We start from the raw sequence: 12,244 nt of genomic DNA, 5'->3' as shown, positions 1-12,244 counted from the left end.
TCGCCTTCTGGCCGTGGCTTAACCTTTGCGCCTGTTGTCCCGGTCGATTCTCCGCAACCCCGACAATCGGGAGAATCCTTTGCCATGCCGATCTGCCCACAATTCGGGCAATCGGACCGGCAGTCGTCGAAGTGGATTCTCGATAATCTCGACGACCAGCTTCGGAACGCCATAATAAGCGAGTTCGAGTGAGCTCCGCAAACGTCGGTTCCGGAAGCGTGCGGAAGGCCGCTCCGAAGGGGAGCGACAGGCAAAAAGATACTTCGGCGTGCTAAGTGATTCGGGCGGGTGGTCCGAAATCGGACGGTTCGTCCGGATCGGTAGGAGGCGGCCGGGAATGGCGCCGCTCCGCCGGGCGGCCAGGGAGGCATCGGAGGGGCGGGCGAGGACGCGCACGAGAGTCCGGTGGGCCGGGCGACAGGACGTGCGAGATCGCCGCACGCCTACCGGTGGCGGCGGGTGGGGTTCAGGCGGTGGGCCGGAGGCTGGACAGCACCCGGATGGCGTCCGACAACGGGATCATGCGCTCCGGCTGTTCGCTGGACAGGCCCAGTTCGATGTACTGGCGGATCAGCATCGACGGGGTGAGGCAGTGCGCCGCGGCGACCTCGCGTATGCGCTCGCGCATATCCTGCGGGAGTTTGAGCGAGGTCGTGACCATCCCGCGTTCGACCTCGTCGGTGGTCGGCGGGAGCGGCGGCACCTGCGCGGCGTCGTCGAAGGCCAGCCCGTCGAGGAACTGTTCGGCTTCGGCGGCGCTACGCGGAAAGCCGGGGTCGTGTTCGTTATTCATCTCGGGTCGCCTCCCATGCGGTGAATTCGGCGAGCTGACGGCCCCCCATGGGTGCCGCCATGAGGATCTGCCACCGGTCGGGGTGTGAACGCGGTCGCAGGACCACCACCAGTGGCCGCCCGTCCTCGGTACGGCCCCATACGGTGAGCACCGCCAGTCCCTGAGCGGTGGTCGCCGGACGCGACCACCGCCGCGGCGAGTACAGCACCTCCACCACTTCCCAGGCCGCGACCTCGAAGTGCCGAAGGAACGGTTCGCTGGACGCGTGCCATTCGTACTCCACGACTGCCACGATAATACCTCGGTATTACCGCGGTGACGGCGCGATCCCACCGGGCGGGGTGGGCGCCCGCCGGGCTCGGGTGGTTTCGCCGGCGGATGCGGGCCGTCCGGGTGGCGTCAGCGCCAGTGGGCGGCGTCGGGAACCCCGGTGGCGAAGATGCTGTAGAAGAACTGGCCGGGGGCGAGTTCGTTCATATCGTGCCAGGCGCCGGAGGGGTCGCGCTGGTAGTAGTCCGCGACCCCGGTCCCGTTGTCGTAGCAGACGATTCCGGTACTGCCGAACGGGCTCCAGTACACCGCGGCTCCCGGCCTCGGTGCTTCCAGCGGGGTCCGGAACAGATGGTCGCAGTGGCTGATCTCGGGGTCGTAGTAGGTGGGTTGCGCGGCGGCTGTCGCCGCTGTGCCGGCGCAGCCGAAGGCGGCCGTACCGATTGCGGCGATAACCCTGCGGCGGACCGTGGAACGCATATATCCTCCGGGCGGATCGGCGTTGTTCGCGAAGTGTGGGGGCATCGTATCCCGGGTCACCTGGAAAACCTGGGCTTACCAGGTGAGCTCAAATCTTGATTAGAACTAATACTTGATTGATTCAAGAAAAACGGTAAGCTCCGAATCGTGACCACGACCGCGGAGTTCGAGAACATGTTGCGCGAGGCCGCGCTCCGTGTGACCGCACCCCGTCTGGCGGTGCTGAGCGTGGTACACGAGAGCCCGCACTCCGATACCGACTCGATCATCGGCCGGGTGCGCGAATCCCTCGGCGCGGTGTCACACCAGGCCGTGTACGACGTACTGCGCGCGCTCACCTCCGCCGGCCTGCTGCGCCGCATCCAGCCCACCGGGTCGGTGGCCCGGTACGAGACCCGGGTCGCCGACAACCACCACCATCTCGTGTGCCGGAGCTGCGGCGCGATCGCCGACGTCGACTGCGCCACCGGCCCCGCCCCATGCCTGACCGCCGCCGACGACCACGGTTTCACCATCGAGGAGGCCGAAGTCGTCTACTGGGGCCTGTGCCCCGACTGTTCCGTATCGCCCAGCCCGAAATGACCCCTGTTTCACCGGAAGGAACGCAGTGTCCGACAGCACCACAGGCCAGTGCCCGTTCACGGCCAAACACCCGACCACGGGTGCCGGCAACCGTGACTGGTGGCCGAACCAGCTCAACCTGAAAATACTGCGCAAGAACGCGCCCGCCTCGGATCCGATGGAACCCGACTTCGACTACGCGCGGGAGTTCCAGACCCTCGACCTGAACGAGGTCCGCCGCGATATCACCGAGATCCTGACCAACTCCCAGGACTGGTGGCCCGCCGACTTCGGTCACTACGGCCCGTTGATGGTCCGGATGGCCTGGCACAGCGCCGGCACCTACCGCACCATCGACGGCCGCGGCGGCGGTGGTGGTGGGATGCAGCGTTTCGCGCCGCTGAACAGCTGGCCCGACAACGGCAACCTGGACAAGGCCCGCCGGCTGCTGTGGCCGGTCAAGAAGAAGTACGGCAAGAAGCTGTCCTGGGCCGACCTCATGATATTCGCCGGTAACGTCGCCCTGGAGTCCATGGGATTCCAGACCTTCGGCTTCGCCGGCGGGCGCGCCGATCTATGGGAACCGGACGAGGACGTCTACTGGGGTCCGGAATCGGTATGGCTCGAAGACGAGCGCTACAGCGGTGACCGCGATCTGGAGAGCCCGCTGGGTGCGGTCCAGATGGGCCTGATCTATGTGAACCCCGAAGGCCCGAACGGTAATCCGGACCCGCTGGCCTCGGCCGTGGACATCAAGGAAACCTTCGGCCGGATGGCAATGGACCACGAGGAGACCGTCGCGCTGATCGCCGGCGGCCACACCTTCGGCAAGACCCACGGCGCCGGCGATGCCGCGCTGGTCGGCGCCGAACCCGAGGGCGGGCTCATCGAGCAGCAGGGTCTGGGCTGGAAGAGCACCCACGGCACCGGTAAGGCCGGCGACGCGATCACCAGTGGTCTGGAGGTCACCTGGACCACCAAGCCGACCCAGTGGACCAACGAGTTCTTCGAGATCCTGTTCGGTTACGAATGGGAACTCACCCAGAGCCCGGCCGGCGCCAACCAGTGGGTGGCCAAGGACGCCGACGCGATCATCCCGGACGCGCATTCGGATACCCGCAAGAAGCCGACGATGCTGACCACCGATCTGGCCCTGCGCTTCGATCCCGAGTTCGAGGTCATCTCGCGGCGCTTCCTGGAGAACCCGGATCAGTTCGCGGACGCCTTCGCCCGCGCCTGGTACAAGCTGACCCACCGCGATATGGGCCCGGTCGAGCGGTACCTCGGCGCGGAGGTGCCCGCCGAGGTGCTGCTCTGGCAGGACCCGATCCCGGCCGTGGATTTCGAGGTGATCGACGAGGCCGATATCGCCGCCCTCAAGGAGCAGGTGCTGGCCGCGGGCCTGACCGTGCCGCAGCTGGTGTCCACGGCGTGGGCGTCGGCGTCGACGTTCCGGTCCAGTGACAAGCGCGGCGGCGCCAACGGCGCCCGGATTCGGCTGGAACCGCAGAAGAGCTGGGATATCAACGAACCCGAGCAGCTGGCGACCGTGCTGAACGCGCTGGAGAAGATCCAGGAATCGTTCAACGGTGCCCAGACCGGCGGCAAGAAGGTATCGCTGGCCGATCTGATCGTGATCGCCGGTGCCGCCGGTGTGGAGCAGGCCGCGAAGGCGGCGGGCGTGCAGGTCACCGTGCCGGTTGCGCCGGGCCGTAACGACGCGCTGCAGGAGCAGACCGATGTCGATTCCTTCGGTGTGCTCGAACCGCGCGCCGACGGATTCCGTAACTACATCGGCAAGGGCCACCGGTTGCCGTCGGAGCATCTGCTGATCGACCGCGCGAACCTGCTCGATCTGACCGCGCCGGAGATGACCGTACTCATCGGTGGTCTGCGGGTGCTGGGCGCGAACTACCGGCAGTCGCAGCAGGGTGTGTTCACCGAGAACGTCGGGACGCTGACCAACGACTTCTTCGTGAACCTGCTCGATATGGGTATCGAGTGGAAGCCGACCGACGAATCCCAGGAGACCTTCGAGGCCCGTGATACCGCGACCGGCGAGGTCAAGTGGACGGGTACCCGCTACGACCTGCTGTTCGGTTCGAACTCCGAGCTGCGCGCGGTGGCCGAGGTATACGCGGCCGACGACGCGAAGGAGAAGTTCGTACGCGACTTCGTCTCCGCCTGGAACAAGGTCATGAACGCGGATCGGTTCGATCTGGCCTGATCCGGCCGGTGTGACCGCACCGCGGTCGCGGATCGCCCGGGAGTCTTCGGATTCCCGGGCGATCCGTCGTTTCCTGGGTGAGTTCGTCGACCGCGGCGGTCGCCGAGAGTTCAGGGGCGCAGACAAGTGAGGGTGGCGGCCAGAACGGTGTCGGCGTAGTCGGGGGTCAGGCCGCCCAGCCCGAGTGACCACCGGGTCTGGACCGGGCCGAGCAGGAGGTCGATGGCGACCTCGATATCGAGATCGGGCCGCACCTGTCCTGCCGTGATCGCGGCGGTCAGCCGGGTGCCGACGGCGGCACGCTGGGGTAACAGCAGTCGCTCCCGGTAGGTGGCGGCGAGTTCGGCGTCCTGCTGTATCTCGACCGATATCGCCCGCAGGAAGGCCTCGCCGCGGGGATCGGTGAGCGCCGCGATCGCCCCGTGCAGCAGGGTGCGCAGGTCGGTGGCGATATCACCGGTATCGGGCAGCACGAGCCCGTCGGGGCCGGAGTCGGATTCGAGCATTGCCTCGAAGACCACCGCCCCCTTGGAGGGCCACCACCGGTAGATCGTCTGCTTACCGACACCCGCCCGCGCCGCGATGGCCTCGATGGTGAGTTTGGCGTAGGGCATCTCGCCGATCAGTTCGGTGGTGGCGGCGAGGATGGCGCTGCGGGAGCGGTGGCTGCGGCGGGTGGCCGGGGTATCTGCCATGCGGCGACTCTAGCATCGACGAGACGGAACGTCTCGTCTTGACAGCATCGCCACCGGCTGACACTCTTGCCGAGACGCAACGTCTCGTTCCGAAAGGGGTCTTAGTTGACCAGAACATGGTTCATCACCGGCGCCAACCGCGGCCTCGGACGTGCCTTCACCGAAGCCGCCCTCGCCCACGGCGACCACGTGGTCGGCACTGCCCGGGATCCGCACGCCCTGGACGACCTCGCTCGGGAACGGCTCACCGTACTGCCGCTCGATGTGCGCGACCGCGATCAGGTGCAGGTCACCGTGCAGCGGGCCGTCGAGGTCACCGGCGGTCTCGACATCATCGTCAACAACGCCGGATACGGTCTCGTCGGCGCAGTCGAGGAACTCACCGAAGCCGAGATCCGCGACCAACTGGACACCAATTTCTACGGCGCCGTCTGGGTCTGCCAGGCCGCGCTCCCCCACCTACGGGCCCGGGGTAGCGGCCATATCGTGCAGATCTCCACTGTCGGCGCGGTCGGCAGCATGCCACTGTTCGGCATGTACAACGCCGGGAAATGGGCGCTGGAAGGATTCAGCGCGGCACTCGCCGACGAACTCCGCCCCTTCGGGGTTGCCGTCACCATCGCGCAACTGGGCGGGTTCGCCACCGACTGGGCCGGCTCCAGTATGCGTTTCGGCACCGCGCACCCCGCCTACGCCGGACTGCGCACCGCGATACTGGGCATCCCCGACTATCCCGATCCGCACGCCGCGCCCACCGGTTCGGCCGAACCCGAGCCGGCCGAGAAGTCCGAATGGGTGGACGCCGACCCGGCAGTGGCCGCCGCCGCCGTGCTGGAACTCGTGGGCCTACCCGACCCCCCGCTGCGCGCGATCATCGGCCCGGGAGCCCGGCAGATGGTGGCCATGGCACTGGACCGGCGGCGCCTGGACTACAGCCGGGACCCCGACTTCCAATGGCCCGCATGAACGCTCGCTTCCACGGGGGTCGGGCGCAGTAGCGTGACGGCATGAGCACCGAACTCCCCGCCTTCGCACGGTAGGCCTGGCGCCTGCTCGAACCGCTGCACGCCGTCACCTATTTCTCACCCGAACCGCTGCAGGCACTGAAAACAGCGGGTTCTGGATGGTTACTTCGCCGGCCGCGCCGCCCCGCTCGGCGCGGCCGGGTCCGACCTGGTGCACGCGCTCTTCTGCAACTTCACCATCGAGCGCGTGCACGCGGCCATACCCGCCGCATGGGAATTCGCGGGCCCGGGCGCGGCGCTGACCGCCCGGAAGCAGGGTGCGACCGCGGCGCTGCGCCGCCAGCTCGGGGACCTCGCCGACGGTCCCGAGGTCGCGGTGGCGGCCGAACTGGCGGCCGCCGCGGCACCGGCGGAGGGTCGGACGCTGTTCGCCGCCAACCGGGCACTACCCGAACCGCGTGACCCGGTGGCGCGGTTGTGGCACGCGGCGACCCTGCTGCGGGAGCATCGGGGCGACGGGCATATCGCCGCGATGGTCGCCGCCGGAATCGACGGGCGCGAATCGCATGTGCTGCAGGCCCTGGCGAACCGGGTGCCGCGCGAGACCTACACCGTGCCCAGAGATTTCGACGGCGCGGAATGGGCGGACCGGCTCGACACGCTGCGCGGCAAAGGACTCGCCGGCGACGGCGGCGTTACCGAGCAGGGCCGGGCGGTGAAGGCCGCGATCGAGACGCGCACCGACGCGGCGGCCGCGCCGGCGTACACGGTGCTGGCCCCCCGGCGACCGCGCGGAACTGCTCTGGGCACTGCGCCCACTGGCCCGCGCGGTCATGGCGTCCGGGGAGATCCCGGCGATCACCCCGATCGGATTGGATCTGCGGGAAACGTACGCGGGACCGGCAGCCGGCCGCGCTGGGGCAGCGTAGGAGAGACGCCGATCTGCCGGCCCGCGTCCGCGGTGAGCCCGGTGGGCATAGTGATCACCCTTCTTTCTCGGGGTGCGGGCGCGGTGCGCGCGTACTTTGTTGCGGTTGCCGCAGTGCTCCATCGAGCACCGCCGGCGACGGCCGGGCCGCGAGGTATCGACGTGGAGGAGCTGACAGTCCGCAGCCGAGCATGTTCGGATACGGCCGGCGTGCGCCCCGGTGAAAAGGTCGATCGCATCGCGGGCCACGGTGTACAGCAGCGCGGTGCTATCGGCCAGGCCACCGATTGTTGTTCCAGGACGTCCCCGAAACCAAAACCGTGAAGAACCGGCTGCACATCGATATCCACAGCACCCCGGGCGGACTCGACGAGCTGGTGGCCTGTCTCGTACAGCTCGGGGCGACCCGCGTCCGGGAAGTGGATCAGGGGCCCGCCGGACACTGGTGGGTCATGCTCGATCCCGAAGGCAACGAATTCTGCGTCTCCCGACGCCGCCGCTACCAGACCAGCGTGAAATCCGGGATACGCACCCGGCCGAAGAAGCGTTTGGCGATATCACTGCCGTCGCAGTTGTAACCGTTCATGATGTCGGCCAGTTCGGTCGCCAGCTCCTGCAACTGCGGGCTCACGCATTCGATACCGTCCTCGATCACCCAGCCCCAATCCCGGGGCACATTGTCGATGGTGATGTCGATGCACCCGTGGTGCGGCAGATCCACGGTGATCACGATCTGTACCGGCGCGTCACCGAGCGGATCCCGGACCGCCGGTTCACCGAACCGCGTCTGCGGAGCGAACATGATGCGGCCCAACGCGATATCGGCCCGGATCATCTCCGCCACCGACGGCAGATCGGCATGTTTACCGACCCGGTGATGGCGATCACCGTAGGTGCGATCACCGGTCGCCGAATAGCCGGAGCGGTCCAGCATCCGGTCCAGCATGCGCTGCGCGGTCGCGCGCTCGTCGGCGCCGGTATTGGGGTGCTCGATAAGAGCCCGCAGGCGCATGATCCGATGGCTCGCAATGATCGCCATACCGGGAAGAGTATCGAAACCGGAGTCCGTCCGGCGTCTCAGTCGCGGGTGCGTCCCCTGGAACCGCCGGCGCTCGCGATCACCGTCGTCAGATGCTCGTCCGGGGTCGGCGAGTCCGCGGCCGGGACGCGTACCGCCGCCGGTGAACGGACCGCCGTCCACACCTCCAATACACCGAAGACGGTGATGCAGCACCCCGCGACCAGCGCCAGTGTCGCGATATCGTCGAACGGCGCGATCGCGACCACCAGACCCGCGGTGAGCGTCACCAAACCGAACACTTCCTGCTTTCCGCTGCCGGTGATCTCGTCGTCGTCCCACACCCCCGCCACCGCGTGCGCGATCCCCCGCACCGCCCACGCCAGGCCCAGCCACATGGCCAGCAGCAGCGTCCAGTCACCCGCCCGGAAACACAGGGTCGCGGTCACCAGCGATGCCAGCGCCGCCACCAGCAGCAGCACCCGCGGAAACCGTCCCAACCGGCTACCGAACGCCACCGCGGCCAGGGTCACCGCGCTGCACAGTAGCGAGAACATGAACAGGTTGCCGACCGTACCCAGGGATTTGTCCGGCCAGACCACCGTGGCCACCCCGATCACCACCGAACAGACCCCCATTGCCAGCACCGTCTGGCGGACACCGCGACCGAACACCGGAGCGGCGTCCGCTTCCTCGTAGGTCGGCATAGCAAAATGATATGGGTCCGGGGCCCGGATTGCCGCACGGTTGCCGGAAGTGTTCGTTCAGCCCCCTGACGTCAGTACTACACAGCACCGCCGGCAACCCGCATACCATCCCGTCATGGGAGCCGCGTGGGCGATGACACTGCCCGGCCGGTGTACCTGCTCATCGCCGAAGTGGTCGCCAACCGCCTCACCGGCGGGCGATTGCTGCCCTGGACCCGGCGGCGCGGTTCCCGCACCGTGGCGGCCACCGGGCTGGATACAGGTGCCGGCCATGTTCCAGGGGATCCGACACATCGAATTCGAACAGCGCGGGAACAGGCTGATGCACCCGGAGGAGGAGAGGGCCGCCGCTGCTCACCTTCGACTCCGTCGCCAATCGGGTCACCCTCCGTCCAGTGGCACACACCGGCGTCGCACCCCGCCGGGGTAGATCGACCGCCCCGACGCCACCTGCACCGGCCCGCCGGCCCGCGGATCCGGAGATAGGGTCGCCCCAGCCCCACCACGCGACCCGTCAGGAGGCCGAGGTGACCGTTCCCGCGCTCGCATGGGCGTGCGCCCTCACACTGATCGCGGGCCTGTTGCTGTTCGACTTCTTCTTCCACGTCCGCACCGCGCACACACCGTCGCTGACCGAGGCCGCGACCTGGTCGGCCGCTTACGTGGGTACCGCCGTCCTGTTCGGCCTCGGCGTATGGGGGTTCGGCGGACCGACCATGGGCGTCGAATACTTCGCCGGATACATCACCGAAAAAGCCCTGTCGGTGGACAACCTGTTCGTATTCCTCATCATCTTGACCACCTTCCGGGTACCCGGCGCGGCGCAACAGAAAGTGCTGCTGGTCGGCATCGTGTTCTCGCTGGCGGTCCGCACCGGATTCATCTTCGTCGGCGCCACGCTCATCAACCGCTTCGCCTGGGTGTTCTATTTATTCGGTGCCGCGCTACTGATCACCGCCGGGAACATGCTGAAACCGGAGAGCGAGGACAGCCATTCCGGGGACACGGTCGTGCTGCGCCTGGCCCGCCGACTCCTGCACACCACCGACAGCTACGACGGCGACAAACTGGTCACCGTCGTAGCTGGCCGCCGCCGGCTCACCCCGATGCTGCTGGCCATGATCGCCATCGGCGGCACCGACGTCCTGTTCGCCCTGGACTCGATTCCCGCCATCTTCGGCCTCACTCAGAACGTTTTCCTCGTCTTCACCGCCACCGCGTTCTCGCTGCTCGGGCTGCGTCAACTGTTCTTCCTGCTCGAAGGACTGCTGGACCGCCTGATCTACCTCGGTTTCGGCCTGGCCGCCATCCTCACCTTCATCGGGGCCAAACTCATTCTGCACGCGCTGCACCAGAACACTGTGCCGTTCATCAACCACGGCGAACCGGTGCCGGTGACCGAGATATCCACCGCCGCCTCGCTGGTGGCGATCGTCGTCGTGCTACTCGTAACTGTGGCGGCCTCGCTGCTCAGCCCGGCCGGCCGCGCCCAGACCGCGATCGCAGGCGCCCGCCGGCACGCCACCCGCTACCTCGATCTCGGCTACGAAGCCGACCAGACGCTGCGTGAACGCATCTACGCGAAAATGATCGCCGAAGAGAACACGATCGCCGCGCTGCCGCGCAAATACACGCGGCGGATCCGGGAGGGCGAAGCCGAACTCATCGCACTGCTCGAACGCGCGCATACCGTCCACGCCGATCGGGTGGCGCGCACGGAGGCCGGTTTACCGCTGCGCATGTGAGGTGGCGGGGAGGGCGGTCGGAGCGCTTCCGCCCGCCCTCGGCCGTCCCGAGTGTCAGCGCACCGGTCAGCGCAGTTCCGACAGAACCACACTGCGCACGGTGCTGCCGTCGGGGGCGGTCCACGGTACGATCACCTGTCCCGAACGCAGGACCGGCTCCGAGCGGCCCAGGACACGATGCACCCGCAGCTGCCCATCGGCGACAGTGATATCGGTGCCCACGGGATTCTCCGCGGCCGATATCGGCGCCGAGCCGGCCGCGGGGAGGTCGGCGGCGGCGGCGACCAGCACGCTCAGGTCGGGGGTCTCGCTCTCGGTGCCGTGCTGGGCCCGCGCACCACCGGCCAATAACGCCACCATCCGGTCGACGGCCACCGGGTCCCGGGTGCCGTCGTAAACCCAGCGGGTTCCCAGTACCCCGTGTTCCGCGGTACCTAGCAGCGCGTCGGCGTCAGCGTCGAATTCCGCATCCCGATAGCTCAGGGGCACGAAGTACGTGATCGGCTCGGTACCCCCGGTATCGGTGACCACCAGGCACTCGATACCCACCGACCCGGCCGGATCGTCGAGCCGGAACCCGCCCACCCGCTGTAGCTCCTCCGCTCTCCCCGGACCCGAATACCACGGGCGACTCGGGAACCAGCGGCCGAGCAACTCCAATTTCGACGGTGCCATGGTGGTGCGGTGGATGAGAGCCATACCGGAGATTGTGCTACGTCAGACGGCGTCGCCGGCGGATACCGGCGCCGCCGACCGTCGGTTGCCGCGTTCGGCGAGCAGATCGTCGAGCTGACGTTCGGCGCGTTCGGCACGTGCCAGGGTCTGGGTGCGGGCGTGCTCCAGGGCCTCCATCTGCTGCGCGGCCTCCGCGCGCGCCTTCTCCAGCCGATCACTCGCTTCGGCACGGGCGGCCGCGAGATCGGCCGCCGCGCTCCGGCGCGCCTCGGCGAGTTCGGTGCGCAGGGTGTCGGTGTCTCCGCGCAGGCGTTGCAGTTCGGACCGCATCTCCTGGGCGGTCTGAGCCCGTTCGGCGGCGGACTGTTCCGCACGCTCCAGGGCGCGCTCGATATCGGCGGCGCGCTGGACGGCCAGATCACGTTCAGCCGCCGCGGCCGATTCACGCTGGGCACACTCCCGTCGCATCCGCTCGATCTCGGCGTCGGCGGCACGCTGGGCCCGAGTGATCTCCTGGTCGCACCGGTCGCGGAGATATTGCTGCTGCTGTTCGGATTCCGCGCGGACGGCGCGTATCTCGTCCTCGGCCGCGCTGCGCGCCGCGAAGACATCGTCGGCGGCGCGGGTGGTGACCTTCTCGACTTCACGCAGGGCTTCGTCGCGGTCCCGTACGGCCGCACTGGTGCGGGTTTCCGATTCGGCGATGCGCGCTTCGGCGTCTTCGGCTGCTCGCGCGGCGTCTTCGGCGGCTTCTTCGGCCCGGGTGCGGGCGTCGTAGGCGTCGCGTCGGGACTGTTCGGCTGCGGCGGCAGCCATATCGGCTTCGGCGATACGGCGAGCAGCTTCGGCTTGTACCGCCTGGACCTGCGCCTCGGCCGCGGCCGGGTCGGCGAGGGTGTTCATTTCGGTGACCGCGGCGGAAAGAGTCGCACCGAGTTGGTCGGCGAGGGTGCGGAATTGGGTGAGTAGTTCGTCGGCACGGAGTCTCGCGGTGGTCACCGGCCCCTTATTAGGTGTCACAGTGACGTTTTCGGCGGGGGCCTCCCCTTCCTGTTGTAGGCGTTGACGTTCGCGCCATGCACGCCAGCGAGTGTGGTCCGGGAGGTCGCAGTATTCCGAGGGACGTCCGGGGCCGGCGGGCTTGGCGAGGGGGCGGGTGCAGCCAGGGTAGTTGCATATG

The 12,244-nt window shown here is 68.0% G+C and carries 13 protein-coding genes and 2 pseudogenes; 6 read left to right on the top strand and 9 right to left on the bottom strand.

The annotated features are described in order from the left end of the window. Window positions 1-466: 466 nt before the first annotated feature. From NGR01S_RS02565 to NGR01S_RS02555, 3 genes are all read right to left on the bottom strand, one after another. Complete coding sequence (locus tag NGR01S_RS02565; RefSeq protein WP_063034549.1) at window positions 467-793, bottom strand: hypothetical protein; 327 nt, start codon at window positions 791-793, stop codon at window positions 467-469. Next, window positions 786-1,085 carry a hypothetical protein gene (locus tag NGR01S_RS02560; protein WP_157107084.1) on the bottom strand — a complete coding sequence of 100 codons (300 nt, stop codon included), beginning with the start codon at window positions 1,083-1,085 and terminating at the stop codon, window positions 786-788. The genes NGR01S_RS02565 and NGR01S_RS02560 overlap by 8 nt, the downstream gene beginning before the upstream one ends. Window positions 1,086-1,192: 107 nt before the next feature. Next, complete coding sequence (locus tag NGR01S_RS02555) at window positions 1,193-1,543, bottom strand: hypothetical protein (RefSeq protein WP_063034922.1); 351 nt, start codon at window positions 1,541-1,543, stop codon at window positions 1,193-1,195. Window positions 1,544-1,717: 174 nt separating this feature from the next. On the opposite strand from NGR01S_RS02555, the gene NGR01S_RS02550 reads away from it, so the two are divergent. Next, window positions 1,718-2,125: a Fur family transcriptional regulator gene (locus tag NGR01S_RS02550; protein ID WP_373861386.1), complete on the top strand. Its 408-nt coding sequence runs from the start codon at window positions 1,718-1,720 to the stop codon at window positions 2,123-2,125. Between the two features lie 25 nt (window positions 2,126-2,150). Then, the gene (gene katG / locus NGR01S_RS02545) at window positions 2,151-4,331 is read left to right on the top strand and encodes a catalase/peroxidase HPI (RefSeq protein ID WP_063034546.1); all 2,181 of its coding nucleotides are present in this window, start codon (window positions 2,151-2,153) and stop codon (window positions 4,329-4,331) included. Window positions 4,332-4,441: 110 nt separating this feature from the next. On the opposite strand, the gene NGR01S_RS02540 is transcribed toward katG, so the two are convergent. After that, window positions 4,442-5,026, bottom strand: a complete 585-nt coding sequence (locus NGR01S_RS02540) for a TetR/AcrR family transcriptional regulator (RefSeq protein ID WP_063034545.1) — start codon at window positions 5,024-5,026, stop codon at window positions 4,442-4,444. Between the two features lie 105 nt (window positions 5,027-5,131). On the opposite strand from NGR01S_RS02540, the gene NGR01S_RS02535 reads away from it, so the two are divergent. Both NGR01S_RS02535 and NGR01S_RS33080 read left to right on the top strand, forming a co-directional pair. Next, on the top strand, window positions 5,132-5,992 hold the full coding sequence (locus NGR01S_RS02535) for an SDR family NAD(P)-dependent oxidoreductase (protein WP_063034544.1): 861 nt from the start codon (window positions 5,132-5,134) through the stop codon (window positions 5,990-5,992). Window positions 5,993-6,075: 83 nt separating this feature from the next. Beyond that, window positions 6,076-6,920 (top strand): annotated as a pseudogene (locus NGR01S_RS33080) (SCO6745 family protein). A gap of 134 nt (window positions 6,921-7,054) precedes the next feature. Here the strand turns inward: NGR01S_RS33080 and NGR01S_RS33075 are convergent. Continuing rightward, a pseudogene (locus tag NGR01S_RS33075) lies at window positions 7,055-7,168 on the bottom strand (CGNR zinc finger domain-containing protein); the annotation flags it as partial. 71 nt (window positions 7,169-7,239) lie between these two features. On the opposite strand from NGR01S_RS33075, the gene NGR01S_RS29895 reads away from it, so the two are divergent. Next, a complete protein-coding gene (locus tag NGR01S_RS29895; protein WP_307718760.1) occupies window positions 7,240-7,497 on the top strand; it encodes a VOC family protein in 258 nt (85 codons plus the stop codon). Here NGR01S_RS29895 and NGR01S_RS02525 read toward each other — a convergent pair. Both NGR01S_RS02525 and NGR01S_RS02520 read right to left on the bottom strand, forming a co-directional pair. Further along, the gene (locus NGR01S_RS02525) at window positions 7,419-7,958 is read right to left on the bottom strand and encodes a hypothetical protein (RefSeq protein ID WP_063034543.1); all 540 of its coding nucleotides are present in this window, start codon (window positions 7,956-7,958) and stop codon (window positions 7,419-7,421) included. The genes NGR01S_RS29895 and NGR01S_RS02525 overlap by 79 nt on opposite strands. A 38-nt stretch (window positions 7,959-7,996) precedes the next feature. Then, a complete protein-coding gene (locus NGR01S_RS02520) occupies window positions 7,997-8,644 on the bottom strand; it encodes a DUF308 domain-containing protein (RefSeq protein ID WP_063034542.1) in 648 nt (215 codons plus the stop codon). Between the two features lie 527 nt (window positions 8,645-9,171). Between NGR01S_RS02520 and NGR01S_RS02515 the strand changes: the two genes are divergently transcribed. Then, complete coding sequence (locus tag NGR01S_RS02515) at window positions 9,172-10,389, top strand: TerC/Alx family metal homeostasis membrane protein (RefSeq protein WP_063034541.1); 1,218 nt, start codon at window positions 9,172-9,174, stop codon at window positions 10,387-10,389. Between the two features lie 66 nt (window positions 10,390-10,455). On the opposite strand, the gene NGR01S_RS02510 is transcribed toward NGR01S_RS02515, so the two are convergent. Both NGR01S_RS02510 and NGR01S_RS02505 read right to left on the bottom strand, forming a co-directional pair. Then, the gene (locus NGR01S_RS02510) at window positions 10,456-11,088 is read right to left on the bottom strand and encodes a maltokinase N-terminal cap-like domain-containing protein (protein WP_063034540.1); all 633 of its coding nucleotides are present in this window, start codon (window positions 11,086-11,088) and stop codon (window positions 10,456-10,458) included. 18 nt (window positions 11,089-11,106) lie between these two features. After that, complete coding sequence (locus NGR01S_RS02505) at window positions 11,107-12,063, bottom strand: coiled-coil domain-containing protein (protein ID WP_084480303.1); 957 nt, start codon at window positions 12,061-12,063, stop codon at window positions 11,107-11,109. Between the last annotated feature and the right edge of the window lie 181 nt (window positions 12,064-12,244).

It is taken from the genome of Nocardia grenadensis NBRC 108939 (assembly GCF_001613445.1).
GTDB lineage: Bacteria > Actinomycetota > Actinomycetes > Mycobacteriales > Mycobacteriaceae > Nocardia > Nocardia grenadensis.
This window is presented reverse-complemented; position numbering and strand designations above follow the sequence as displayed.